This window comes from Arthrobacter sp. 2MCAF14 (assembly GCF_052115645.1).
Lineage (GTDB): Bacteria > Actinomycetota > Actinomycetes > Actinomycetales > Micrococcaceae > Arthrobacter.
Window position 1 is genome coordinate 1 of sequence record NZ_JBFRHB010000011.1, and the last position, 24,679, is coordinate 24,679.

Annotated in this window: 24 protein-coding genes; 16 read left to right on the plus strand and 8 right to left on the minus strand. The window is 64.9% G+C overall.

The window, feature by feature from the left end; all coding sequences use genetic code 11:
- Positions 1–381: acetyl-coenzyme A synthetase N-terminal domain-containing protein (locus AB4074_RS09590; protein ID WP_441413182.1), on the minus strand; the 381-nt coding region annotated here is incomplete at its 3' end.
- Between the two features lie 424 nt (positions 382–805).
- On the opposite strand from AB4074_RS09590, the gene AB4074_RS09595 reads away from it, so the two are divergent.
- The 3 genes from AB4074_RS09595 to AB4074_RS09605 are packed head-to-tail and all read left to right on the plus strand — an operon-like array spanning position 806 to position 3,476.
- Entirely contained in the window at positions 806–1,996 is a 1,191-nt protein-coding gene (locus AB4074_RS09595) for a hypothetical protein (protein ID WP_441413183.1), read from the plus strand.
- An 11-nt stretch (positions 1,997–2,007) separates the two neighbouring features.
- Complete coding sequence (gene nth, locus AB4074_RS09600) at positions 2,008–2,799, plus strand: endonuclease III (protein WP_441413184.1); 792 nt, start codon at positions 2,008–2,010, stop codon at positions 2,797–2,799.
- Positions 2,796–3,476 carry an NUDIX hydrolase gene (locus AB4074_RS09605; RefSeq protein ID WP_441413185.1) on the plus strand — a complete coding sequence of 227 codons (681 nt, stop codon included), beginning with the start codon at positions 2,796–2,798 and terminating at the stop codon, positions 3,474–3,476. The genes nth and AB4074_RS09605 overlap by 4 nt, the downstream gene beginning before the upstream one ends.
- Positions 3,477–3,525: 49 nt before the next feature.
- Here AB4074_RS09605 and AB4074_RS09610 read toward each other — a convergent pair whose 3' ends face one another.
- The 3 genes from AB4074_RS09610 to AB4074_RS09620 all read right to left on the minus strand — a co-directional run bounded on the left by AB4074_RS09610 (position 3,526) and on the right by AB4074_RS09620 (position 6,539).
- Positions 3,526–3,726 (minus strand): YegP family protein, encoded by a 201-nt coding sequence (locus AB4074_RS09610; protein WP_441413186.1) that lies wholly within the window; start codon positions 3,724–3,726, stop codon positions 3,526–3,528.
- 210 nt (positions 3,727–3,936) lie between these two features.
- Complete coding sequence (locus AB4074_RS09615; RefSeq protein ID WP_441413187.1) at positions 3,937–4,800, minus strand: CHAD domain-containing protein; 864 nt, start codon at positions 4,798–4,800, stop codon at positions 3,937–3,939.
- Positions 4,801–4,844: 44 nt separating this feature from the next.
- A complete protein-coding gene (locus tag AB4074_RS09620) occupies positions 4,845–6,539 on the minus strand; it encodes a bifunctional 3'-5' exonuclease/DNA polymerase (RefSeq protein ID WP_441413188.1) in 1,695 nt (564 codons plus the stop codon).
- Between the two features lie 214 nt (positions 6,540–6,753).
- Here AB4074_RS09620 and ssd point away from each other — a divergent pair, with 214 nt between their 5' ends.
- The 7 genes from ssd (at position 6,754) to AB4074_RS09655 (ending at position 12,367) form a co-directional block, all read left to right on the plus strand.
- On the plus strand, positions 6,754–7,980 hold the full coding sequence (gene ssd / locus AB4074_RS09625) for a septum site-determining protein Ssd (protein ID WP_441413189.1): 1,227 nt from the start codon (positions 6,754–6,756) through the stop codon (positions 7,978–7,980).
- Positions 7,977–9,242: a TadA family conjugal transfer-associated ATPase gene (locus tag AB4074_RS09630; protein WP_441413190.1), complete on the plus strand. Its 1,266-nt coding sequence runs from the start codon at positions 7,977–7,979 to the stop codon at positions 9,240–9,242. The genes ssd and AB4074_RS09630 overlap by 4 nt, the downstream gene beginning before the upstream one ends.
- The gene (locus tag AB4074_RS09635; protein WP_441413191.1) at positions 9,239–10,039 is read left to right on the plus strand and encodes a type II secretion system F family protein; all 801 of its coding nucleotides are present in this window, start codon (positions 9,239–9,241) and stop codon (positions 10,037–10,039) included. The genes AB4074_RS09630 and AB4074_RS09635 overlap by 4 nt, the downstream gene beginning before the upstream one ends.
- A 3-nt stretch (positions 10,040–10,042) precedes the next feature.
- The gene (locus tag AB4074_RS09640) at positions 10,043–10,693 is read left to right on the plus strand and encodes a type II secretion system F family protein (protein ID WP_441413192.1); all 651 of its coding nucleotides are present in this window, start codon (positions 10,043–10,045) and stop codon (positions 10,691–10,693) included.
- Between the two features lie 176 nt (positions 10,694–10,869).
- Entirely contained in the window at positions 10,870–11,244 is a 375-nt protein-coding gene (locus AB4074_RS09645) for a DUF4244 domain-containing protein (protein ID WP_441413193.1), read from the plus strand.
- Positions 11,245–11,366: 122 nt separating this feature from the next.
- Positions 11,367–11,885, plus strand: coding sequence for a TadE family type IV pilus minor pilin (locus tag AB4074_RS09650; protein WP_441413282.1), 519 nt, complete (start codon positions 11,367–11,369; stop codon positions 11,883–11,885).
- A complete protein-coding gene (locus tag AB4074_RS09655; protein WP_441413194.1) occupies positions 11,882–12,367 on the plus strand; it encodes an Rv3654c family TadE-like protein in 486 nt (161 codons plus the stop codon). Before AB4074_RS09650 ends, AB4074_RS09655 begins: the two co-directional genes overlap by 4 nt.
- 18 nt (positions 12,368–12,385) lie before the next feature.
- On the opposite strand, the gene AB4074_RS09660 is transcribed toward AB4074_RS09655, so the two are convergent.
- Both AB4074_RS09660 and AB4074_RS09665 read right to left on the minus strand, forming a co-directional pair.
- Positions 12,386–14,710, minus strand: a complete 2,325-nt coding sequence (locus tag AB4074_RS09660) for a DEAD/DEAH box helicase (RefSeq protein ID WP_441413283.1) — start codon at positions 14,708–14,710, stop codon at positions 12,386–12,388.
- 88 nt (positions 14,711–14,798) lie between these two features.
- Positions 14,799–15,494, minus strand: coding sequence for a GNAT family N-acetyltransferase (locus AB4074_RS09665; protein WP_441413195.1), 696 nt, complete (start codon positions 15,492–15,494; stop codon positions 14,799–14,801).
- Between the two features lie 125 nt (positions 15,495–15,619).
- Here AB4074_RS09665 and trhO point away from each other — a divergent pair, with 125 nt between their 5' ends.
- Positions 15,620–16,513 carry an oxygen-dependent tRNA uridine(34) hydroxylase TrhO gene (gene trhO / locus AB4074_RS09670; RefSeq protein WP_441413196.1) on the plus strand — a complete coding sequence of 298 codons (894 nt, stop codon included), beginning with the start codon at positions 15,620–15,622 and terminating at the stop codon, positions 16,511–16,513.
- 9 nt (positions 16,514–16,522) lie between these two features.
- Here the strand turns inward: trhO and AB4074_RS09675 are convergent, their stop codons facing one another.
- On the minus strand, positions 16,523–17,059 hold the full coding sequence (locus AB4074_RS09675; RefSeq protein WP_441413197.1) for a hypothetical protein: 537 nt from the start codon (positions 17,057–17,059) through the stop codon (positions 16,523–16,525).
- Positions 17,060–17,102: 43 nt separating this feature from the next.
- On the minus strand, positions 17,103–17,540 hold the full coding sequence (locus AB4074_RS09680) for a hypothetical protein (protein WP_441413198.1): 438 nt from the start codon (positions 17,538–17,540) through the stop codon (positions 17,103–17,105).
- An 87-nt stretch (positions 17,541–17,627) separates the two neighbouring features.
- On the opposite strand from AB4074_RS09680, the gene AB4074_RS09685 reads away from it, so the two are divergent.
- The 5 genes from AB4074_RS09685 (at position 17,628) to AB4074_RS09705 (ending at position 24,679) form a co-directional block, all read left to right on the plus strand.
- Positions 17,628–19,301, plus strand: coding sequence for a DUF7059 domain-containing protein (locus AB4074_RS09685; RefSeq protein WP_441413199.1), 1,674 nt, complete (start codon positions 17,628–17,630; stop codon positions 19,299–19,301).
- Between the two features lie 36 nt (positions 19,302–19,337).
- Complete coding sequence (locus tag AB4074_RS09690; protein ID WP_345449015.1) at positions 19,338–19,979, plus strand: ArsR/SmtB family transcription factor; 642 nt, start codon at positions 19,338–19,340, stop codon at positions 19,977–19,979.
- Positions 19,980–20,098: 119 nt separating this feature from the next.
- A complete protein-coding gene (gene topA / locus AB4074_RS09695) occupies positions 20,099–22,828 on the plus strand; it encodes a type I DNA topoisomerase (RefSeq protein ID WP_441413200.1) in 2,730 nt (909 codons plus the stop codon).
- Positions 22,829–23,051: 223 nt separating this feature from the next.
- Positions 23,052–23,543, plus strand: coding sequence for an SseB family protein (locus tag AB4074_RS09700; RefSeq protein ID WP_441413201.1), 492 nt, complete (start codon positions 23,052–23,054; stop codon positions 23,541–23,543).
- Between the two features lie 71 nt (positions 23,544–23,614).
- The gene (locus AB4074_RS09705) at positions 23,615–24,679 is read left to right on the plus strand and encodes a Ppx/GppA phosphatase family protein (RefSeq protein WP_441413202.1); all 1,065 of its coding nucleotides are present in this window, start codon (positions 23,615–23,617) and stop codon (positions 24,677–24,679) included.

The window sequence follows — 24,679 nt, forward strand, 5'->3', positions numbered from 1 at the left end:
GGTGTCGCCGGGTTCGCCCTCGAAGTGGATGGCCACCCGGTCCCCGAGCCCGTTCTCCACGTGCCGGTCCAGGGCGTTGTACGCGGCGTTGACCTGCCCGCCGACGAACCACTTCGCGAACGGCGGGTCGGACCAGTCCAGGGCCTGGCTGAAGTCCGTCTCCCAGTCCAGCAGTTCGCGGGCCTGCTTCGCCCAGAACGCGGGACGGTCCGCAGCCGCTTCCGCATAGACTTCGGCGCCGACTACCGCATTCGCGGCGAACTCAGCAGTGGGCGCGAACTTCCGGTCCTCGTGAAGAAGGTTTTCGAGGGCATCGCCGTTGCCGGCCCCGTCAGATCCGGTTCCAGCGGTGGTCGTCGATCCATTGGCGTCCTGGGACATGTGAACCTCATCATTCATCGATCTCTGCCGCGCGGGTGTCCCGTGAGTGGGGCCGCCCCACAAATGCCAATCGTGCACGGCGTTGGGCTGCGGCGCCTCACGCGATTCCGCAAAGAGCTTTTCCGGAACCCACCTTAGCGTTTTGGGCCGACAACAAGTGTCTGCGGTCACAATCCGGACAGTGAGTGGCGGGTGATTCGCGCCGAACGGCGCTGAAGGCTTTCGCCTGGCTCCCACCGCGGGGAATATTACGGCGCAGCATGCCTGCCTCAGCGCCCGCGCCAACTAGTGGACTGTCAGACGCGTGGCATAGGCTGAAGAGGTCTGGAGACGCGAAAACTTGCCGCCTGGCGTGGCCCGAAAAGACCGGGTACAGCCTCGGGCGGCAGCGTACCGGGCGCCGCCGTACAAAGGAGATTTGCATATGAACCAGACGAGCCAAGGTCCGAAATACGGTGCAATCGCGCCTGGATCGGCCCCCGAAGCACCAGCTGGATCCGGGGCGCCAGAGCCCGGCAGCATGACCTCCCCGAAGTACCAGGCCGTGCTGGGTCCGTTCACTATCCGGGACCTGACCGTTTTCGGCTCCACCCTCCTGATGTTCGTGGGGTCCCTCTTGCCGATGTTTGGCGGGCGCTACAACCTGTGGAACCTTGACAACCTTTTCTTCCTGGCACTCGGGATCATTCTTCCCCTCGTAGTTACCGCCTTGTTCGTTGCCCGTCGCCTGCAGCCGGGGAACATCGTGAGAATCGGTTCGCTCTCGACCGACCAGTTCGCTTCCGTCGTGGCGTCGTTCGCCCTGACCCTGTTCTTTCTGTCCGCTGCAGGCGCGTTTACCGTTTTCGTGCTCGTCGGACTTATCGGCTCGCTAGGTCTTCTGGCAGCGACGGTCCTGGCTCCCCACTTGCCGCTCCTCCGCGACGATTTCCAGGACCGGGCAGAACAGCCAGCTCACGTTGTGGCCCGGGAATCGGCCGTTCCAACCCGCAAGCCTGCGGTGCCGAAGACCGCCAAGCCCAAGCCGGAGCCTGCCAGCCCGGCACCCGTAGAGACCCCCGCCGCACCCGCCTCAGCCGCACCTGTCGCTGCCCCCGAGGCTGCCGCAGAAGCCGCTGCCCCTGAACCCGCGGCCACCCAAGCCGCCGCTGTCGCGACAGCCGTGCCCGCCGCCGTCGTACCTGCCGAGTCCGCAGAGGCTGCAGTTGCCGACCGGGGGCGGGACGCGCAAGCGCCCACGCCCGAGGAGCCCAAGCACCTGCCTACCGCCACCATGGCTACGCCGATCGTCGGCGGCCCGAACGCCGGCGCAGGACCCGCTACCCAGCACATCGGCACGGTCGATCAGCCCCGGAAACACGAGCCCATCGGCGCCACCGTTGATCCGGCCACTCGGAAGGACGAATCCGACCACGCCTCCGGGTACGAGGCATTCTGGTTCGCCGTGGCCCATCCCCGCGTCGTTGTCGACGAGCACACAGGAATGCCCGCCTTCACCATCGAACCGGGCGCGTGGGTCCTGGCCCTCGAAGACCGAGGTGAGGAATTCCTCGTGCAGGATACTGACGGCAGTGTGGGCGTCCTGCGCGATCTCACCCACATCGAACGCGGCTAACCAGGCCCGCCGTGGACACCGTCGTCGAGACCCCGCTGGCTTTGAAGCGGCGTGCGCGCAAAATCAACAAGGCGCTTGCTGAGCTCTATCCCTATGCCCACGCTGAGCTTGATTTCCGGAACCCGTTCGAGCTGGTAGTGGCCACGGTGCTGTCCGCCCAGACCACGGATGTGCTGGTCAACCAAGTCACCAAGATCCTGTTCGCACGCTATCCGGATGCCCGGAGCATGGCCCAGGCTGAGCTTGCCGAGCTGGAGGCGATCCTGCAGCCTACGGGCTTCTTCCGTGCGAAGGCGAAAAACGTCCTGGCGCTGAGCACGCGCTTGGTGGACGAGTTCGACGGCGAGGTTCCCGGCCGGCTGGAAGATTTGGTGACGCTTCCCGGCGTCGGGCGTAAAACGGCAAATGTGGTGCTCGGCAACGCGTTTGGCGTTCCGGGAATCACCGTGGACACCCATTTTGGCAGGCTGGCGCGCAGGTTTGGCTGGACGACGTCCGAGGACCCGGTGAAGATCGAGTTCGACGTCGCGGAGCTGTTCGAGCCCAAAGACTGGACCATGCTGTCCCACCGCGTGGTTTTCCACGGCCGCAGGGTTTGCCAAGCACGCCGGCCGGCGTGCGGAGCGTGTGCGGTGGCCACTTGGTGCCCGAGTTATGGCGAAGGCGAAAAGGATCCCGTCAAAGCGGCCAAGTTGCTCAAATACGAACTGGCACCGGGCAACGAAGCGCTTCTGGCAAAGCTGCTTGCCGAAACCCATCGTGCGGCCGAGATTCGGATGGAATCACAGAGGAGACCGGCATGACCGCGCTCGAGGATTTAATATGCCTCATCACCAGGATTGATTCCGGCCAGCATCCCGCCCCTGATCCGCGGATTGCGGCCGCGACCGTAGATCCGGACAAGGCGCGAAAAGCGGCCGTACTCATGCTCTTCGGCGTTTTGGACGACGTTCCCGCCCAATCCGGAAAACCGGTGGCCCCGGCGGATTTGGACGTGTTGCTCCTGGAACGCGCCCACACCTTGGACGATCATCCAGGGCAGGTGGCGTTCCCCGGCGGCAGCATCGATCCCGGGGATGAGTCAGCCGTGGCGGCAGCCCTCAGGGAGGCGGTGGAGGAGACCGGTCTGGACAGCGGTGGCGTGCGGGTGCTCGGCGTCATGCCCGAACTTGGCCTGATCCGCAGCAATTTTGTAGTCACACCGGTCCTGGCGTGGTGGGCGTCGCCGTCGCCCGTGAGGGTGGTGGACTACGGCGAGTCCGCGCAAGTGTTCCGTGTTCCGGTGCGTGACCTCCTGGATCCCGACAACCGATACACCGGGACGCTCACGCGGCTTGGCCGGACTTTCTCGAGCCCGGTGTTCCAAGTCAACGGACTTGTGGTCTGGGGTTTCACCGGGATGGTGCTCAGCGGCCTGTTCGACGCCTTGGGCTGGACGGTTCCGTGGGACACGGAGCGCGTGCTTGAGATCGAGATCTAGCCTCGCTGTAGACGTGCCGCCTGCCCCTGCTGAACGGGGCGCCGCTCCGCTACGCTGCGTGCGGGGTTATTTTTGAGCGATCCACCACGATGCCGGTGGCGGCATTTTCCCGCACAGCGGTGATGCCGGCCGCCACAGCCTTCAGGTGTTTAAACTGCGGAGACTCCGCAACCAGGGTTCCGTCGGCTGTCACCAGCCGGAATCGGTAGCCATCTTCGCCGTCTCTGAGAATTTCGAATCGTCCAGCCATCGTTGCGGTTCCCCCTTGGATACTGCCTCGCACAGTTCGTGCGTCCTTGCACTGTGGCATTCCTCACTTCGGAAGCCATAACTCGAGACTATCGAGAAGAGCTGGGAGGGCTGAAGTTACCTATCGGTACATTACTTGCCCGGGTCATGCCGGGTTCGTTTCCGCCATGTGACTCGCTTTCGGGCCCGCCAGCGGCTATGGTTCCGGGCTTCAAAAGATCAGTGCACGCCTCGGCGCAGGCACCGGGTATTCGGCGACCGCCATCCGGAACTCTTCCTCCGCGTTGAGTCGCCGCCGGACCTCCATCGATTCCAGCCTCTGGGCATCTTCCGCGTCAATGCCGGGGTTTTTCGCCAGTTCCCTGATCCATTCGCCGGCCACGACGGCGTCATGTTGCTCGCCCAACAAACGCTGCAGGCCGATCGCCGGCTGGATCACCCCGGAAGCGTGATGGCTGAAGGCCTCCGCAACTGCCTCCACCGAGTAGCGGAGGCACTTGACGTCTTTGCGTGCTTGGTGGAGCGCAGCGTTGCGCACCTCCGGGTCGCTGCTCCCCGCCTGCTCCGCGAGGCTGTGCTGCAACCGCTCCCACCGCCCCTGGAGACGCTCGGCAAGGTCCGCCGTCGGGTTCTTGTATTCCCGGGCAGCGGGGACTTCCAAGAGCGCTGCCCTTGCGGCCCGCACCGTGCGTTTGCTGCGCTTGTGCCCTCCAAGGGCAGCGGCCAGCCGGGCGCTGGACGCTTCCAGTTCCTCCACGGCCAGGCGCACGGCCTCGGGGCTTTTCCAGGAATCCTTTGTGTCGAGGGATAGCCGGATCCTCTGCGCCAGGACGTAGGCATCCCTGGACTCGCCGAGCGAAGTTGCGAGCCAGCTGACTTCCTCGCGGGCAGGCCGGGGGAGTTTCGGGATCATGCCGCGATAGCAGCTAAGGACTGAACGCAGCCGACGAAGGGCAAGCCTGGCGTTGTGCACGGCTTCCGGATCTGCCGCTGCGATCAGCGGCAATTGTCCCTCCAACTCTGTCAGTTGGAAGGCAATGTATGCAGCCAGTGGTGCCTGGCCCTTGTGTCCCACGGGGCAATCGTCCTCTGCTGTTGCGCCAGGGGCAATAGCGGCTCTTACTTCGCTTTGTCGTAAGAATCGACGACGGCGACGCTCACCGGAAATTCCACCGGAACCCGCCCGAACAACAGTTCCTTGGCGGCGGCCGCGGCCTCTTCGATGGCCTTGATGCAGGCTTCCACCGACTGTGTAGGCGCGTGCACCATGACCTCGTCGTGCAGGAAGAACACGAGTTCCCCGGCAGGCAGGCCGTCGGCACGTGCGGTGCGCAGCCGCCGTCGAAGTTCAGCGAGCCAGCACGACGCCCAGTCCGCCGCGGAACCTTGCACCACGAAGTTCCGCGTGAAACGGCCCCGCGAGCGGGCGATGCTGTCCGCGCGCCGCTGCTCTTCCGCCGTCGTGGATTGCTGGCTGCGGATCCAGCGTTCCGACGGCGACGGGCTGCTGCGGCCCAACCTTGAGGTCACGGCGCGGCCGCCTTCGCCGTCGCGGGCTGCCTGTTCGACGAAACCGACTGCCCGGGGATAAGTGCGGGTTAGCTGAGGCATGAGGCGACCCGATTCGCCCGTGGTGGCACCGTAAATTGCGCCGAGTAGGGCGATCTTGGCTTTCGAACGGTCGCCACCGAAGCCCTGCGCGGCGATGCCGGCGTACAAGTCCTTGTCGCGCGCAGCCTCGGCCATCTTCGAGTCCTGCGCCAGTGCCACTAGAACCCGCGGCTCGAGCTGGGAGGCGTCTGCGACGATCAATTTGTGCCCCGGGTCGGCATGCACCGCGCCCCGGATTTGGCGGGGAATCTGCAACGCCCCGCCGCCCCTGGACGCCCAACGGCCGGAAACCACGCCACCCACCACGTACTCGGGACGGAACCGCCCGTCGCTCACCCACGCGTCCAGCCACGACCAGCCGTTGGCAGTGAACAAGCGGGAGAGCTTCTTGTACTCCAGCAGTGGCTCGATGGCCCGATGCTTGGATTCCTTGAGTTCCCACTGTCGGGTGGTTTTTACTTCGATCCCGTTCCGGTGCAGGGCACGCATGAGGTCCTGTGGTGAATCCGGATTCAGCTTCGGAGACTGGAGAATCCCGCGAAGCTCGTTGCAGAGAGCCTCCAGCCGTGCTGGCCGGTGGCCGGCGGGAGGCCGGGGACCGAGGTGGCCTTCCAGGATTTCTTCGTGCAACGCCTCCTGCCACGGCACACCCGTGAACTGCATTTCGGCGGCGATCATCGCACCGGCGGATTCCGCGGCGAGCAGCAGTTTCAGGCGGTGCTGCCGGCCTTCCTCCTTGGTGGCCTGGCCGAGCGCGTGTTGCTGTGCCGCGAACTCGGCCCGGATCTCGTCCAGCCCCGGCTGGGTACTTCGTGGGACCAGGTCGTCGAACAGCGCGTCCTGATCGGCGGGCGGCGGGGGAGGCTGGAGGACCCTCGGCGGAACCGGCATGTCGTCGTCTTGAGTGAGTTTTTCCGCGCTGCGGGCATATTCCGTGTGGGCGGTGAATTCGGAATGGACGAGGATGGCGCGGCAGAGTGTGAGGTCATGGCAACGTTCCAGTTCCACCCCGGATTGGAGCATCGCCGGGTACCAATCCTGGGTCCGGTTCCAGACCCAGCGCGGACGGCTCTTCTCCAACACGCTGACGACGCCGGCGAGATCGGCCTTTCGTACGACGCGCGGCTCCGCCACGGCTACTCCGGCAGCATTGCTTTCCTGAATAGCTGCGCCGTCTGGATGGGCGGCGAGCAGCAGGTACATGCTGACAATTCTGCCCTGTGAATCCGTGGAACCTTGCACTTTGCGGACAGCTGCCGTCCGCTATGCGTCTGGCGCTTCAGTCCGGGGGCCTTCCGGCCGTGGCCCTTCCGTCCGCGATGCGGGACCCCTCCCCCACAGGGGTTGTTGTCGTTACTTATCCACATACGCCGATACGGGCCTTCAACGCTCGTGGCGGAACGGAGAGAGTGGCTTCATGAGTGGGCAACATCTCGAGCGGAGCCAGAACAGCCGGGGAAAAGGGGTCGGATATCACGGCGTGCGCCGCCCGACGGCGCTGCAACGTGGCCGCCCGCGGCCCGGAAGATCGGGTCCATCGTCCGGCGCCCAGCCGGACCCGGTGTCCTCAGACGCGGTGTCTGGAGAGCCCTGGCTTCCTGCCAATTCCGGGGAAGTCCTTTTGGTGACGGCGAACGTCAGATTACAAGCCGAAACCGAAAGGGTCGCGGCCGCCGTCGGTGTCAGTCTCCGGACAGTCGTCGATTCATCCGCTGCCTTGCCCATGTGGGACACCGCGGGGATGGTGCTTCTTGGCAGCGATGTCCGCGAACTTCCGCCCCGTCGTCGTGCACCTTCCGTCTTGCTGGGCCTCAACGGGGAGGGGGACAGTTTGTGGCAATTGGGAGCGGCGCTGGGGGCCGAACGCGTGGCTGTATTGCCGGAAGCTGCAGCCTGGCTGGCGGAGCACCTCGGCAGGTCCCGTGATCCGGACCCCGGAGGACTCGTGCTCGGGGTGACGGGAGGATGCGGGGGTGCGGGCGCGTCCACGGCCGCCATCTGGCTGGCCCAGGAAGCGGCCGTCCACGGAGTCCGGACGCTGCTGGTTGATGGAGATCCCCGGGGAGGGGGCCTTGAGCTTTGCCTGGCCGCTGAAGATGCGCCCGGACTGCGCTGGCCCGATCTTGCAGGTGCCAGCGGCAGCATCGGCACCGGGCAGCTGAGCGACTCACTGCCCATAGCCGGAGGATTCGCCTTCTTATCTTGGCCGGGCAGTCGCGACCGTTCCCCAGACGTGGAGCCCGGAGCCGTCGCGACTGTCCTTGATGCGGCGCGGCGGGGATTTGAATTGGTCATTGTCGACATCGGCCGCGGAACAGAGTCGCTTGACGGTTTCGCCGGGGACTGCGACAGGATCCTTCTCGTGGCACCGGCCCAACTCCGGGCGGCAGTAGCTGCGGCCAGGCTTCTGCAGGAGCTGCCTCCCGTGGACACAGCCCTGGTGGTCCGGGGTGATGCCGGTTCGGCTCTCGACGGACCCCTCATCGCCGAATCGCTGGGACTGCCGCTTCACGGGGTGCTCCCCGAACTCCGCGGTACTGCCGCGGCGGCTGAACTTGGACGCCTTCTGGAATTCGGCAAGCGCAAGGCCGTGCGTCGCTTTGCAGAATCCGTCCTTCAACTACTCGACGACGGCGCGGCATGAGTACCCCTGCATTCCCAAGCGGCGAGCACCGACGCAATACCCGGCTCGTGGACGCCGCGCTCCTTGAAACCGTGCGGGAAACCGTCATGGCCGACGCCGGACCGGTCACCCCATCGCGCGTGGCAGCGGCCGTCCACGCCACGGGCAGGCTGCTCGGCACCGCCGGGGCGCTTGCCGCCGTCGAATCGATCAGCGCCGAACTGAGCGGACTTGGACCCCTCCAACAGCTTGCACGCGATGCCTCGGTGACGGACATCTTCGTGAATGGCCCGGACTCGGTGTGGTTCGACCGCGGCAAGGGGCTGGAACGGGCACGGGTGCATTTCGACGGCGAACCTCAGATCCGTGCCTTGGCCTCCCGGCTTGTGGCGGCCGGCGGGCGTCGTTTGGACGACGGTTCGCCGTGCGTCGATGTCCGCCTCGACGGCGGATACCGGGTGCACGCAGTGCTGCCTCCGATTTCCGCCGCCGGAACCTTGTTGTCCGTTCGGATCCGGCGCGAGGAGGTCTTCTCCATGGACGAGCTGCGTGATGGAGGCATGTTCGGAGCGCCCGTCCAGCAGGTGCTGCAGGCCATCGTAGACCACAGGTTGAGCCTCCTGATCAGCGGGGCCACCGGTTCCGGGAAGACCACACTACTGTCCACGATGCTCGGCTTGAGCAGCCCGCGTGATCGGCTCGTCCTGATTGAGGACGCTTCGGAGCTGAACCCGGTGCACCCGCACGTCGTCTCCCTTGAGTCCAGGCACGGAAACCTTGAAGGCAGTGGCGCGCTCGACCTTGGCGAACTCGTCCGCCAGGCGCTGCGGATGCGGCCGGACCGGTTGATCGTGGGCGAGTGCCGCGGTGCGGAAGTCCGTGAGCTGTTGACGGCACTCAATACCGGCCACACGGGTGGCGGTGGCACAATCCACGCAAACACTGCCTCCGCCGTCCCGGCCAGGCTCGTGGCGTTGGGCGCGCTCGCAGGCTTGAGCCGGGAAGCCGTTCAATTGCAGCTTTCAACGGCATTGGACGCAGTGGTTCATGTCGAGCGGACGCCGGCCGGCAGAAGAGTTTCCTGCATTGGATTGTTGGCGGAGGATGCGTCAGGCCAATCGATCGTGCCTGCTGTCGAACTGCGGGCGGGTGCCGCCGTTGGCGGCCCCGCGTGGCGTGACCTCGCATCGCGTCTTGAGCTGGATCCCGGGCTCCTGCCTGGGCCCCTGCCCGGGTCAGAAGGACCGATTTCCCGTTCAGATCACCTTGGGGCGCTCGCGTGAGCGGACTCCTCGTCCTCGTCCTGGCGGCCGCTGCGTGGATGGTCTTCCAACCGTCCCGGCGACTTGGCAGACGGGTAGTGCATGCCCTGCCGGGCGCCCCCTCGGTTGCGGCTGCGGCAGCGGCCGGGGCCGGGGCTGGGGCTGAGGCGCGCACGCTGCGGAGACGCTCTCGCGCGGACGCATTGCCGCTCACGGTACTCGTACAGCAGTTGGCCGCTCTCCTCCGGGGAGGCCGTTCGACGTCGAGGCTCTGGGAGGAACTCTGGATGGTGCATGGAGGCAGGGAACACCGCCTTGGTTCGGGCGACCCGGAGGTCCTCAATGCGCGACGAAAGCTGTCGTCTGGGTCTGTCCAAGTTCTCGCGGCTGCGCGGGCGGCCTCGATGATGGGGACGTCGGTCGCCGGAGCCATCAGGGCGTCGTCAGCGAAGAATCTTCAGGGCTGGAACCCCGTGGAACGCCGAATCTGGGGAGAGCTTGCCGCCTGCTTGGATGTTTCGGAGGCGAGTGGTTGTCCCTTAGTCGACGTGCTGACCCGGTTCGCCGCCCAGCTTGAGGCCGAGGACGACGCCGGTGATGCGCGGCAAACTGCGTTGGCCGGCCCGAAAGCCACGGTGCGCCTTCTGACGTGGCTGCCGGTGTTCGGCTTGGGGTTGGGCATGATGCTTGGCGTGGACCCGCTGGGGGTCCTGCTGGCCAACGGCGTCGGATTGGCAGCGCTCGCGGCTGGGGGCGTCCTGACCGTCACCGGCAGGATCTGGTCATCTCGATTGGTGCATGCCGCAGCGGGGCGTTGACTGATGGGCTCGACCTTCCCAGCCATCGCGGTGTCCCTGACGTTGATCTTCGCAGCAATTCTCGGGCTGGGGTATCAGGGAAGAACTCGGCGGCGCACGGCCCTGCGGATGCTTCGCGGCTCACCCGGGGGCAACGGCACGCCCGGGAGCAGCGGCCCGCTGAAGAACGCTCGTAGAGGCGAGGCGGTGGGCGCTCACCCGAATCCCGAGAGCCAGGAAGGCTTGCGCAATGTGCCGATGATCCTAGAGTTGGTGGCTGCCATGCTCGACTCAGGGGCGGGGCTCGGACGGGCCCTTGAGTTGATCGCCGGGTGCGCTTCCCCGCAGCTTGGCCGCTCCCTGCGGACAGTGGTTGCTGCGCTCGACATCGGAACGGACTGGGAGGCGGCATGGCGGAGTCCGGGCCAGCTGTTCGTTGAAGCGCGCAAGCTAAAGGATGCGCTCACCTTCGCTGCCCTGACCGGCGCGCCATCCTCGGCGATCCTTTATGCCCAGGCGGCTCGCCTCCGGCGTGAACAGTTCAGGATGGCGGAAAAGCGCGCTGCCGCGCTCGGAGTGAGACTCGTGATTCCACTGGGTTTGTGTTCCTTGCCTGCCTTCATTTGTCTTGGCGTCGTCCCGGTGCTGCTGGCCATGCTTCCGTCCGGGGGATAGCCGGCAGCCCCACCCGGGTCGGCCTGAGCGTTGGTGCACATGCCAGTTTCCCTCCACAGGAAAGGTCAGAAGCGAGTTTTCCACTTAGGAGACTTGGGGCCTTTCGAAGCCCAAATGCCAGCGGAAGAGTCGGAGTACGGCCGGCAGCCCAAGCCGGCGCGAAGAAAGGAACTGAAATGAACGCAACCGTCGATACCCCCACGGCCCACGTCCAGCCTGCCATGGCCCCCGCCCAGGTATCCCTTCCTCGGCCGGAGGCCGAGGTCCTTGAACTGTTCCCGGGCTCGTCGGGAAGGAAGCCCATTCGGCTGCCAACCCGCCTGCATTCCAACGTTGAAACAGGCCGTGCGCGGCCCAGCGACGATTCTGCCGCTCCGAAACGGTCGAAGATGCGGCTCATGGGATCCGAGCTTGGGATGGCAACGGCCGAATATGCCATCGCCACGCTTGCCGCAGTGGGCTTCGCCGGACTCTTGGTGGTCATTCTTCGCAGTGAGGAAGTACGTGGCTTCCTCCTCAACCTCATTCGCAGCGCGCTCTCCCTGCCATGACGCAGCGGTGGGGTTCAAAGCGCCGTGCTGTCAGCTCGATACCTGCACAGGAGTTGATATGGGCGCTCGCGGGGAAGAAGGCCCGTTCCGCTGCCGGAGTGGCGCGGCAGGGGCCTCCTTCGATCAGACGGCCTCCTCCGGCCGAGAAGCTCGATGGCCCGCCGAAGCACGGTCGGCGACGGGTCTTTCCTGGGAGGGACCACGGTGCAGTCACTGCTGAATTCGCCGTTGCACTACCCGCTGTGCTGCTTCTTTTGGCCCTGCTTCTAGCGGGATCGGCCGCGGGAATTACGCAACTTCGCTTGGAAGAGGCGGCCAGGGCAGGTGCCAGGGCGCTCGCCCGCGGAGATGGCCACGCGGCCGTTGACGGCATCGTTCGAAGACTGGCGGGTGATGCCGCCTCGGCTGTCGTTGCGGAAGACGGCGAATGGATCAAGGTCACAGTCTCCGCCCGGGTCGTTGGCCCGTTGGGCTCCCTCATCCCGTGGAGGCTCTCGGCGACGGCATCGGCAAGGGGAGAGGCCCCGCAGTCGTCGGCAGCCACCGTTACCTTCCTCGCCTCCCGGGACGGCGTTGTGGATTTCAGAGGTGCTGTGCCGTTGCTTGGGCTCGAAGCCGCTGTGGAAGAGGTCGCGGCGTGAGGGAAGGTAGCGCCCGCGCCCGCGATGGCTCCGGCGAGGCGAAGGTCGGCGTGAGGGCAGGTAGCGCCCGCGCGAGCGATGGCTCCGGCGAGGCGAAGGTCGGCGTGAGGGCAGGTAGCGCCCGCGCCAGCGATGGCCCTTCCGTTGCTGAATACGGTTCGGGAACCATGCTCGCCGTTGCCCTCGGCCTCGTTGTCATGATCTGCATGGCGGCGGCGTTCATGCTGGTCGAGGCCATGGCGATGGCGCACCGCGCAGCATCTGCCGCCGATCTCGCGGCGCTCGCAGGAGCCGACGCAGCCCGCGGCCTGACAACCGGAGATCCTTGCGTGGTCGCCAGCGAAACGGCCGCGCGCCACGGAGCTTCGCTGTCGGCCTGCACGGTGGGCGAAGGCGGGATCGTAGAGGTCCGCACTGAGCTGGACCGCGTCGCGGTCTTCGGGACCGCGACCGGCCGCTCCCGGGCCGGGCCGCCGCCCTAGAACAGCCCGGACCAGCGTCTACGCAGCGTCGCGCAGGAGCACGTTGATCAGCGTGACCGCCGCGTCCTTGTCCAGCGGATTGTTCTTGTTGCCGCATTTGGGGGACTGGACGCAGGAAGGGCAGCCGGTGTCGCACTCGCATGCTTTGATGGCGTCCCTTGTGGCGGTCAACCACACTTTGGCTTTTTCGAAGCCACGTTCGGCAAATCCGGCACCGCCTGGATGCCCGTCGTAGACAAAGATCGTGGGAACTCCGGTGTCGGCGTGGAGCGCTGTTGAGACTCCACCGATATCCCAACGGTCACTCGAAGCGACCAACGGGAGAAGTCCGATGGCGGCGTGCTCCGCGGCGTGAAGCGCACCCGGGAACTGGGCCTCAACAAGGCCTGCGCCAGTCAGCGAACGGTTGTGTACCACGAACCATACCGCCTTGGTGAAAAGATCCCTGGCCCCGAGTTCCAGAGGTTCTTCCCCCAAAACCTCATTGGAAATCAGTGCCTTACGTTGGAAGGAGACCACCTGTGTTGTTACCTTCACTTCGCCGAAGTGGACTGCGATATCGCCCCATTCCATGGTCCGGAGAGTCTGCAGGACCTCGATCTGCGTCACGTCCCGTGCTGTGGTGTAGTAGTCCGGGTTGGTTCGACGAACCACCACGCAATGGTCCTCTTCGTTCAGCTCCTCGACCAAGTAACTGTCGCCCTGGTGCACATAGATCGCACCGGTATGCGCCTGGTAGTGCGTCTGCGGCGAGTCCATGGTGCCCAAAAGGGAGCCAGTCTCGGAGTCCACGATGCTTACGGGGCCGCCTCCATCTGCCCGGAGGTTCACCATGGCCGCGGCGCTCTCGGGATGGGTCCAGAACCAGCCCGCAGGCCGTTTCCTCAGGTACCCCTGCTCCACCAACTGATTCAACAGGGATTCGGACGTTGGCCCGAACAGCTCAAGTTCGGCCACTCCGATCGGGAGCTCTGCGGCTGCCGCGCACAGGTGGGGGCCGAGCACGTAGGGGTTTCCGGGATCGAAGACGGTGGCCTCGACTGACACGTCAAAGATCGCCTCCGGATGGTTGACGAGGTATGTGTCCAGGGGATCGTCGCTGGCCACGAAGGCGGCAATGGCGTCTTGCCCTGCGCGGCCGGCCCGTCCGATCTGTTGGAAGAGGGACGCCCTCGTCCCGGGCCAGCCGGCTACCAGCACCGCGTCGAGTCCGGAAATGTCGATGCCCAATTCCAATGCCGACGTGCTGGAGACGCCAAGCAGCTCACCGGAGCGCAAAGCTTTTTCCAAAGTCCGTCTTTCCTCGGGGAGATAGCCGGAGCGGTACGCCGCAACCCGCTGGGGCAGGCTGGGGTCCACCTCATCGAGGAGCCTCTTGGTGATCGACGAAATTGTTTCCGCGCCGCGCCTTGACTTGATGAAGGCGATGGTACGCACACGGGAGGACACCAGATTGGCCAGCAAGTCGGCGGTCTCGGCCACGGCGGTCCTGCGGGATTTTGCACCGTTTTCGCCCTTCAGCTCGGTCAGGACAGGTTCCCAGAAAGCCACCGTGGTGGAGCCGTGCGGGGAACAGTCCTCGGAAACTTCGCGGACGGGAGTGCCGATGAGCCGGGCAAAGGATGTGCCGGGGTCCGACGCTGTCGCCGACGCCGCAATGAACACGGGTTCAGGAAAGGAGGTGCCGGCACCGTAGTAGGCACAGATTCGCCGGAGCCGCCGCATGAGGTTGGCGACATGGGACCCGAACACCCCACGGTAGCTGTGGGCTTCGTCCACGATGACGTACCGGAGCCTGCGGAAGAAGCGGGCCCACCACGTGTGGTTGGGCAGGATCCCGAAATGCAGCATGTCCGGGTTGGCGAGGATGAAGTTGGCGTGATCGCGGATCCAGCGGCGCTGGGACTGCTCGGTATCGCCGTCGTACGTTTCCGCCCGGACCGTAGGTAGCTTGAGTGCGCGGATCGCTGCCAGCTGGTCGGCTGCAAGCGCTTTGGTGGGGGAGAGATACAGGGTGACGGCACCGTCGTCGTGGATCTTGCCCGGCTCGGACAGCACCCGCAGCTCGGAACGATGTATCGCGTCGAGGGCAGGCAGCTGATAGGCAAGTGACTTCCCGGATGCGGTCCCCGTGGCAATGACGACGTTTTGGCCGGAGTGAGCGAGCTCGGCTGCTTCGATCTGGTGCCTGTACGGTTCGTGGATGCCCAAGGCTCCGTAGGCGGCGACGACGTCGGGATGGGCCCACCCGGGCCATGACTCATGGATCGCCTGGCGCGCCGGAATAGTGCGGACATGTCGCAACTGCTCCGGGTCCGGGCTCCTGCCCAGAAGGGAGATCATCGATTCAGTTGCATTCACTTGAACATTCTGTCACCGCGCCGGAAACCGACCGGCGCGGTGAGGGTCGGCTACGCGTAAGGAAGGTCGGCTACGCCACGGACAGGTCAGTCTCGTCGACCGGTTTGGTGGACATCATGAGCACCTGGCACACGTGCTTCCAGCCAAGGTGTGAGTAGAGATGCTGTCCATCCAACGAAGCCAGGAGCAGACCGCTTTCAACATCGTATTGAAATGCCTGCGCGGCGAGGGCTTTCATGATGAAACTGCCCAGGCCCCGGCGCTGGTAGTTGGGCTCGGTGACGATTTTGTCGAACACTGCTGTCTGCTTGACCACGAACACCTGGCCGCTGGCTGCCACCTCTTCGCCGGCATGGACCACGGCGTAATGGACGCCCTTGCTGTCGAAGGTCGTGAGCTTGAGGTCATCATCCGAGAGCCACGGATCTTCCGCATCCTGTGTCCCCATGTCCACGATCATCATGGTCTGGGAATCGGAGGTGACGTTCAGTCCGTTCTCGCGGGCCAACTGGGTATAGCGGCCGGCGTCGTTCGTGAGGATTGTCAGGATACGAGTGTCCGCCTGGGCGGTCTTGGCAGCCAGCCCGGCGAACTCGGCATCCGATGGGTCATGTGCGAAGAATTCCCAGTCGCCGGTTTTGTCCGCACGCAGGGCCGCCGGGAACCGGCCTTCCTTTCGCGTTTCGTAGCTCCGGGACCCGGACCAGCCAGCCACCCAGACTTCGAGCAGCTCAGCGATGTCTTCAACCAAGGCGTCGTGACTCATGTAGAGAGACTATGCCAGCGGTCTGGGAATCAACAGTGGCGGTCAGTAACAGCTCCATTAACACTTAGAGCAGCCCGACGACGGCCCGACACCTGGGTTTGGGGCCACCAAGTACCCTTAAATACGTGGCTTTAAACAGAATTGTGCTCTTCTATGGCTTTACTCCGATCGCGGACCCGGACGCCGTCCGGCTCTGGCAGCGCGCCCTGTGCGAGAAGCTCGGCCTGACCGGGCGCATCCTGATTTCGCGGGACGGCATCAACGCCACGGTTGGCGGCGAACTGAACAAGGTCAAGCAGTATGTGAAGACCACCAAGGAATACAAGGGCTTCCACGGTATCGACTTCAAATGGTCCGAAGGCGGAGCCGACGACTTTCCGAGGCTCAGCGTCAAGGTTCGCGATGAGATCGTGTCCTTCGGCGCCCCCGGCGAACTGAAGGTGGATGAGAACGGCGTTGTCGGCGGCGGCACCCACCTTCAGCCTGAGGAGCTCCACGCGCTCCTGGAGGAAAAGAGGGCGGCCGGGAAGGATGTGAAGTTCTTCGATGGGCGCAACGCCTTCGAAGCCCAGATCGGCAAGTTCAAGGACGCGATCGTTCCCGACGTCGCCACGACCCACGACTTCATCAAGGAACTCGACTCGGGAAAATACGACGACCTCAAGGACCAGCCTGTCGTCACCTACTGCACAGGCGGAATCCGTTGCGAAGTCCTTTCCAGCCTCATGGTGAACCGCGGTTTCAAGGAGGTTTACCAACTCGACGGCGGGATAGTCCGCTATGGCGAAAGCTACAAGGACCAGGGCCTGTGGGAAGGCTCCCTGTACGTTTTCGACAAGCGCATGCACGTGGAATTCAGTGAGGACGCCAAGACCATCGGCCAATGCGTACGCTGCCAGGCGCCCACCAACAAGTTTGAAAACTGCTCCAATCTGAGCTGTCGCAACCTCACGCTGTACTGTGCCAAATGTGCCTCGAGTCCGGAAACATTGCGCTGCCCAGAGGGCTGCGCTGCCTAGCTCCGGTCATTAGATCCGGCTCACCCGGTACGCGAAGTTCGCCGGTGCATTGGCGGTGATCGTGATAGCCAGGATGGCGTCCGTCTCCAGCTTCAGGACCTTGACCCGCGTGGTGCCGCACCGCAGCATGACATCAGTGAGGACTTCGCTTCCGTTCCGCACGGTGAATTCGGCGCTGCGGGCACCTCGGCACGCCAGCGTCACTGCGTACGTTCCCCCCGGAAGCTGGGTGGTCTCTTCGTCGCGGGATTCGCCTGCGGACAACAGGCCGAGGCTGCTATAGAAGGACAGCCCGTTCACTTCCGGAAGCACGTCCTGCGCCCAAGCCTTCAGCGCGTCGCCCGTGACGGTTTGTCCCAGCCCAGGGTCGCGGGTCAGTACCAGATCCGTGATGGCCGCCGACGGCGGACTGCTTGCCGCCGCACGACCGTCCTCGTAGCTGTATTCGCACGACGCCATCGTGCCGCACGCGAGCACACCGCAAAGCACGACGGCGGGAATCGCCGGCCGCGTCGTCGCTACCTTCAGGGTGCGTGCCCACCCCATGATCCGACTCTACGCCGGGCTGTAGGCCCGAACGAGGGGCGGGTTACGAAGCCGGTACCAGTTGGTACGCGTAGATCACGGGAGCATCGACGCTGCTTGCGCTGATGCTCAGAGGACCGGTCGAAGGAATCTTGATACGGGACGTTTCGCGGCTGCCATTGCATGCCGCCCCGGCCTCGGTGATCTGCGTACTGCCCGAGGAAACGTCGAAGAATGCCTTGCCGCCGCCATCGCAGGCCACGGTCAAGGTGTAGCTACCCGCGGCGACGTTCGCGAAGCTCTTGACCAAGGGGTCGCGGTTCGGGATCTTCCCGGAGTCCTCCAGGACAACCCCGGCCGCCGAGGGGATGGTGGTCGCCTTCCAGACGGGGACGTCGGCGTTGGAGACAGATCCCCCGGAGGAGCACGCCGTCATCGCCAGGGCGGCTGCGCCAATGACCAAAAGTGCGGCGCGACGCCAAGTGGAGGGGTGAAATGCCATGATTCAACGCTACCTGCTCGAACGCGTCCCCGCCGACGCAGGAATCCGGCGAGAGGCGCGCCCCGCCACCCCCAATAGACTTGAACGGTGACTGATCCCGCAACGCCCGCCATCTTTGGGACCGCCCCCACCACCCTCGACGCTCCGCGCAGCGATCTTCCCGAGCTGCTCATAGCGCTCGCCGACGACCTGCGGAACGTTGACTACACCGTGGACGGCGTGGCAGGACTTCTGGGAGGGTCCGCTCACGCGGCCCTCGCCCGGGATCAGCTCATCCCCGCACTCATCGTCACCGAACCGGCTGCCTTGACCGGAGACCCGGCGACGGACCGCGCGAAAGCCGCGCTCGCCGTCGTCGTCCGCTTGTGGCTTCTCGCTGTCCCGCAAACCGAAAGCGACGTCGACGCCGCCCTGCCGCGCATCCGCACCTCGGGCCTGTCAGAGCTAGGCCTGGTGGAGAAGAACGACGGCGGTGCTGTCGCCGCGAAAGCGGATTTGCGGCCGTACGGCTGGGAATGTGACTCCGGAGCACACAACAGCGGGAGCGGTGGCGCCGAGCTGTGGGTTTCCAGCGATCTCGCCGCCCACCAGCAGCCCGGCGTGCTCCGGCATGACCATGTGCTGGGCATCGGGCAGGCCTCCACGACGCTCGTCCAGACCACCATCCACCGGCACTCGAAACGCGCCCTTGACCTCGGGACGGGCTGCGGGATCCAGACTTTCCACCTCCTGCACCACAGCGAGCACGTCACGGCCACGGACATCTCCGAGAGGGCCCTCGCGTTCACCCGTTTCAACCTGATGCTCAATGCCGAGGCCCTGCACCTTGACCCGGCCGATCTCGAGGCCCGGGTCAGCTTGCGGCTGGGCTCGCTCCTGGAACCCGTCGGGTGTGAGACGTTCGATCTGGTGGTGTCCAATCCGCCTTTCGTCATAACCCCGCGAAGTGCCGGCGAGCACTCTTCGGATCAGTTCACCTACCGCGACGGCGGCCTGCCGGGCGACGACATCGTCGCCAACCTCGTCCGCACCCTTCCCGATGTCCTCGCGCCCGGCGGCACGGCGCAGATGCTCGGCAACTGGGAGATCCCTGCGGGCAGCGGCTGGAGCGAACGGCCTGCGTCGTGGCTGGCGGGGTCCGGCACGGAGGCCTGGTTCATCCAGCGGGAACAGGTGAGTCCCGAGCTGTACGCCGAGACCTGGTTGCAGGACGCCTCCGAAGGCCGCGACCGCAAGCTCTACCGTGATGCTTACGCGGCCTACCTGGAGGACTTCGCGTCCCGCAACGTGGAGGCAATTGGCTTCGGAATGATCTGGCTCCGGCGGCCGCTGGGCGAGCGTCCAGGAGCTGCGCCGACCCGTTTCGAAGAAATCACCTACCCCATCGAGCAACCGATCGGCCCACACCTTGCCGCCGCCGTCGAACGCGCCGACTGGCTGGTCACCCACGAGCTCTCCGACGCCCACCTGATGGTGGCCGAAGACGTGACCGAGGAACGCCACCAGAGGCCCGGAGCCGAACACCCAGGCGTCATCCTGTTGCGCCAAGGCGCGGGGCTGCGCCGGACGAATCTACTGAGCACCGAGCTGGCCGGCTTCGTGTCGGCATGTGACGGCGAGTTGTCCGTCCGCCAGCTGATCGGTGCCTTGGCCGCACTGCTGGGTGGAGGGGACGACTTCGACGACGACGCATTCCGCGCCGGGCTGCTCTCCGACGTGGAGAACCTTGTCCGCGACGGCTTCCTGCTTCCCGCGGCATAGGACATTTGCGCCGGCACCGGCGGATAAACTGTTCCGGTGAATGAAGACAATGGGGTACCCACCGGGCTGGCATCCCCGAAGCGCCGGAAACGGCCCGAGAAGACGGTGGAGATCACCGACCCCAAAGCGATCCGTGCGCTTGCGCATGCCGCCCGGCTTGAGGTGATCTCGGAGCTGTATTCCACGCAGCTTAGCCGCACGGCCACGGAGCTCGCCGCGCAGACAGGGCTCACGCCGAGCGCCATGAGCTACCACCTACGGGCCCTCCAGAAATGGGGGATTGTGACGGCTGCAGACAACGAGGGCGATGCGCGCGAACGCCGTTGGAAGGCTGCGGGTTCGGACTTCACTATCAAATCCGGCGGCAACGCTCCGAGCCCGGAGATCGCCGTCGTCGAACTCGAACTGGACGCCTTCCGGCGCCGGGCCACCGCGTTCACCCGGGCCCGGGGTGAGCGGCGCCAGCGCGGAGAGGCCGCGAACGAGGCAGCCGCCATGGTGCTGTCCAGCGACCTGCTGTACTTGACCCCGGATCAGCGAACGGATCTCAAGGCCAAATTCCAGAACCTCATCAGGTCATATGAACTCGAAGATCCCACGCGGATTCCCGAAGGAGCGGTGCGAATCGCTACGATGTGGTCGATGATTCCGGACGACCGGACGCCGTCTTCAAGCTAACCAAACGCACCGTTCCTTCACAGCACTTGTGCACATGGAAACGCACGATTCTGCAAAATATGGTGAACTAGGCCAATATGGGCACGAGCCCAAGCAATTCATTTTTCTGTAGGAGAACCGTGCCCAGCAAGGCAAAAACCGGCAAGAAACTCGTGATCGTGGAGTCTCCGGCCAAGAGCAAGACCATCGCCAAGTACCTGGGCGAAGGCTTCATTGTCGAGGCCTCGATCGGTCACATCCGCGACCTCCCACAGCCATCGGACCTCCCTGCAGAACTGAAGAAGACCTCGGTTGGCAAGTTCGCCGTCGACATCGAAAACGACTTCAAACCGTATTACGTTGTGTCTCCGGACAAGAAGAAAAAAGTCGCCGAGCTCAAGGCCCAGCTGAAAGACGCTGACGCGCTCTATCTCGCAACCGATGGGGACCGCGAGGGCGAGGCCATCGCGTGGCACCTCTTGGAGGTCCTGAAACCCAAGGTTCCCGTCTACCGCATGACCTTCGGTGAAATCACCAAGGAAGCCATCCACCGCGCCATGGACAACCTGCGCGACGTCGACAGCGCCCTCGTGGACGCCCAGGAAACGCGCCGTATCCTGGACCGCCTATACGGTTACGAAATCTCCCCGGTGTTGTGGCGCAAGGTTGCCCGTGGCCTGTCGGCCGGCCGTGTGCAGTCCGTGGTGACCCGCATGGTGGTCGACCGCGAACGCGAACGCATGGCCTTCAAGTCCGCATCCTACTGGGACCTGACGGGCCAGTTCGGTACCGGCTCCGCGACGTTCAAAGCGAAGCTTGCTGCCGTCGACGGTGCGAAGGTAGCCAGCGGCCGTGACTTCAACGACGACGGTGTCCTCACCTCCGCGAATGCGGTGCACCTCAACGAGGAACTCGCGACGTCGTTGGTCGCCGGACTCGAGAACGCGGACTTCCGCGTCCGTTCGGTCGACACCAAGCCTTACACGCGCCGTCCCGCGGCGCCGTTCACGACGTCGACCCTTCAGCAGGAAGCCGGCCGCAAGCTGCGCTTCACCTCAAAGAGCACCATGCAGATCGCCCAGCGCCTGTATGAAAACGGCTACATCACCTATATGCGTACGGACTCGTCCGCATTGAGCGACGAAGCCCTCACGGCTGCACGCCGCCAGGCCGCCGAACTGTATGGTCCCGAGTACGTGCCGCAGTCTCCCCGCGTCTACGCCAACAAGGCCGCCAACGCGCAGGAAGCCCACGAAGCCATCCGCCCCGCGGGTGACTCTTTCCGCACCCCGGCCCAGGTGGCCAACCATCTGACCGGCGACGCCTTCCGCCTCTACGAACTCATCTGGAAGCGCACCATTGCCTCCCAGATGGGCGACGCCAAGGGCTCCACCGCCACCATCCGCCTCGGCGCAGTGGCTAGCGATGGTCGCGACGCCGAATTCTCGGCCTCCGGAACGGTCATCACCTTCCCGGGCTTCCTCGCGGCCTACGAAGAAGGCAAGGACGAGAGCCGCGGCGACGACGATTCCGACGAAGCCCGGCGCCTGCCCAACGTGGCCAAGGACGATTCCCTCACCGCTTCGGAAATCGTTGCCGTTGGCCACGAGACCTCGCCACCGCCGCGGTACACGGAAGCATCGCTTACGGCAGAGCTGGAAAAGCGTGGCATCGGCCGTCCGTCCACCTACGCGTCCACGATCTCCACCATCCAGGACCGCGGCTACGTCCGGAAGCAAGGGTCTGCGCTGGTTCCCAGCTGGATCGCCTTCTCCGTGATTCGCCTGCTGGAACAGCACTTCACCGACTACGTGGACTACGAATTCACGGCGGACATGGAAGGTGACCTGGACAAGATCGCCAACGGCCAGGCCGTCGGTGCTGCTTGGCTCAAGCACTTCTACTACGGTGAAGACGCCGATCCCGGTCTCCTGAGCATCGTCAACAACCTCGGTGAAATCGATGCCCGCGAGATCAACTCGGTGCCGATCGCCGAAGGCATTACGCTGCGCGTCGGCAAGTTCGGCCCGTACCTGGAAAGCTCGATCCCCACTATCGATCCCAAGACCGGCGAGGTCGTGGAGTCGGCGCGTGCCAACGTCCCCGAGGACCTCGCACCGGACGAGCTCACTGCGGCCAAGGCCGTGGAGCTCATGGAAACGGCCGCCCCCGAGGAACGTGTCCTGGGTGCAGACCCCCACACCGGGCACACCGTGGTTGCGAAGAACGGACGCTACGGCGCTTATGTCACCGAGATCATCCCCGAGATGACGGAAGAGCAGCTGGCAAACCAGCCGGTGGAGTACTACAAAAACGGCAAACCCAAGCCGGCGAAGAAGCCTGTCAAGGCCAAGCCGCGTACGGGTTCGCTCTTCAAGTCGATGTCCGTTGACTCGGTGACGCTCGATGAAGCCATTCAGCTCATGAGCCTGCCCCGCGTCCTCGGCGCGGACGCTGAAGGCAACCCCATCACGGTGCAGAACGGCCGCTTTGGGCCTTACCTGAAGAAGGGCACGGACTCGCGTTCCATCGGATCCGAGGAAGAGATCTTCACGATCACCCTGGACCAGGCACTGGAGATCTACTCCCAGCCGAAGCAGCGTGGTGCGCGTGCAGCCGTACCGCCCCTGGCCGAGTTCGGTCCGGACCCTGTTTCGGAGAAGAACATCGTGGTGAAGGAAGGCCGTTTCGGCCCGTACATCACCGACGGCGTCACCAACATCACGGTTCCGCGCGCCACGTCCTTGGAGGAGCTGACCCGGGAGCAGGCCATCGAGCTGCTTGCGGAGAAGCGCGCCAAGGGTCCGGTCAAGCGGACCACCACGACGGCCCGCAAGGCGCCTGCGAAGAGGGCTGCTGCGAAGAAGTAGTTCCGCTACAGCTCCGAACGGGAGCAATCCTCTGCGTGCTCGCTCGTTCCTCGCTTAGACGCACGCTGCCGGATCACTCCCGTTCGGACTGCCGGTCGGATGGTTAAGGAATTCCGGCCCGCACCCACGATCTCGGCGGCGGGTGGGCGGCGGGTGGCCGGACGGAGGGCGGAGAGCGGCCCGGGAATTGCTTCGGGCCGGGGAACCGTGATCGAGTGGAACCATGACAGATCAGCCTGCAGCACCGGAATCCCTGCCCTTGAACGACCTTGAGTCCAAGCTCGCAAAGTCCGGGCAACCCGACGCGAACCCGGTGGACGTCATCCTGGCCTTCCTGAACAACGAGGTCTACATCCTGAGCACCGACTCCTTGGATAAGCCTGACGCCGCCGTGGAGCCGCTTGTCCTCGCGAACTCAGAGGGCCAGCCTGTCCTCGCCGTGTTCAGCCACCCAAGCCGGGTGGAGTCGCACTTCCTCGAGGCAGCGCCAAACGTTCTTGGCACCCACGGTTCTGCGATTCTGGACAGCATCGGTGACGAGCTGGGCCTCGTGATCAACCCCGGCAGCGAGCACGGCTTCGAGATGGGCCCGGAAGGCATCGCCAACGTCCGCCGAGACTTCACCCGCGCCGACGAAGCCAACGAAGCCGCCGAAGCCGACGGCCCGCCCGAAGACGCGACCGTAGAAGCACGCACCGACGGACCCCGGGACTAATTGACTAACCGCCGGCACGAATCGGCAGTCGAACTTGCTTCACACGCTTCGAATCGGGGAATAATGGCAGAATGCGTCTTGGCGTCCTAGACATCGGTTCCAACACCGTCCATTTGCTTTTGGTGGACGCGCATCCAGGCGCACGCCCGGTCGCGTTTGCCTCCCACAAGCGACCACTTTCGCTGGTTCAGTTCCTGGACGCCGAAGGCAACATCAACGACGCCGGACAACACGAGTTGATCGAATTTGTCCTCGAAGCGTGGGAGTTCGCAGCCCGCCACAAGGCCGAGGACCTCCTGGCTTTTTGTACTTCGGCCATCCGCGAAGCCACCAACGGCGTCGAGGTCCTTGCCCGGGTGAAGCACGAGACCACCGTGACCCTGCAGGAACTGACCGGCAGCGAAGAAGCCTCCATGACGTTCTTCGCGGTCCGGCGCTGGTACGGCTGGGGCGCCGGACCGATCCTGGACCTGGACATCGGCGGCGGCTCATTCGAAATGGCGTTTGGCCAGGACGAACTGCCCGAGCTCGCAGTGTCAGTACCGCTTGGCGCCAGCCGTTTGACCAGGGACTGGCTCCACAATGACCCGCCCACGGCCAAGAGCGTCAAAGAGCTGCGCAAGTACATCCGCCACACACTCAAGCCCGTCGTGCGTGAGTTCAAGCAATTGGGCCGGGCCAACCTGGTGGCCGGAACCTCCAAGACTTTCCGTTCGCTTGCACGCATCGCAGGCGCGGCCCCGAGCGGCGCCGGTCCGTACGTCAAGCGCGAACTCCACGCCACGGACTTGGGACTCTGGGCGCAGCGGATTTCCGCTATGACCGTCGAGGATCGGCTGTATCTCCCGGGCGTCTCAGATGCACGGGCAGCACAGATCCTTGCGGGCGCCCTCGTGGCCGAGGCCGCATTGGAAATGTTCGAGTTTCCCAGCATGGAGATCTGCCCTTGGGCCCTGCGCGAGGGATTAATCCTGCGCCGGCTCGACCAGCTGATCTTCGACGGCCCGCTTGCCCCTGCCCCGCATGTCGGGCTCGGAGGTGCGGTACCGGTACCACGCCTGGGCGCCAACACTGGAACGGCCGCGCCCGCGGCAGTATCTACACCAATCCCCATCGCCGGGAGGCAGGCCAACTAA

Bases quoted from the DNA above. Each gene is read 5' to 3' on its own strand.
- AB4074_RS09595 (WP_441413183.1), top strand. From the start codon at position 806: ATGAACCAGACGAGCCAAGGTCCGAAATACGGTGCAATCGCGCCTGGA.
- AB4074_RS09605 (WP_441413185.1), top strand. From the start codon at position 2,796: ATGACCGCGCTCGAGGATTTAATATGCCTCATCACCAGGATTGATTCC.
- AB4074_RS09610 (WP_441413186.1), bottom strand. From the start codon at position 3,726: ATGGCTGGACGATTCGAAATTCTCAGAGACGGCGAAGATGGCTACCGA.
- AB4074_RS09620 (WP_441413188.1), bottom strand. From the start codon at position 6,539: ATGTACCTGCTGCTCGCCGCCCATCCAGACGGCGCAGCTATTCAGGAA.
- ssd (WP_441413189.1), top strand. From the start codon at position 6,754: ATGAGTGGGCAACATCTCGAGCGGAGCCAGAACAGCCGGGGAAAAGGG.
- AB4074_RS09630 (WP_441413190.1), top strand. From the start codon at position 7,977: ATGAGTACCCCTGCATTCCCAAGCGGCGAGCACCGACGCAATACCCGG.
- AB4074_RS09640 (WP_441413192.1), top strand. From the start codon at position 10,043: ATGGGCTCGACCTTCCCAGCCATCGCGGTGTCCCTGACGTTGATCTTC.
- AB4074_RS09645 (WP_441413193.1), top strand. From the start codon at position 10,870: ATGAACGCAACCGTCGATACCCCCACGGCCCACGTCCAGCCTGCCATG.
- AB4074_RS09660 (WP_441413283.1), bottom strand. From the start codon at position 14,710: ATGATCTCCCTTCTGGGCAGGAGCCCGGACCCGGAGCAGTTGCGACAT.
- AB4074_RS09665 (WP_441413195.1), bottom strand. From the start codon at position 15,494: ATGAGTCACGACGCCTTGGTTGAAGACATCGCTGAGCTGCTCGAAGTC.
- AB4074_RS09675 (WP_441413197.1), bottom strand. From the start codon at position 17,059: ATGGGGTGGGCACGCACCCTGAAGGTAGCGACGACGCGGCCGGCGATT.
- AB4074_RS09680 (WP_441413198.1), bottom strand. From the start codon at position 17,540: ATGGCATTTCACCCCTCCACTTGGCGTCGCGCCGCACTTTTGGTCATT.
- AB4074_RS09700 (WP_441413201.1), top strand. From the start codon at position 23,052: ATGACAGATCAGCCTGCAGCACCGGAATCCCTGCCCTTGAACGACCTT.
- AB4074_RS09705 (WP_441413202.1), top strand. From the start codon at position 23,615: ATGCGTCTTGGCGTCCTAGACATCGGTTCCAACACCGTCCATTTGCTT.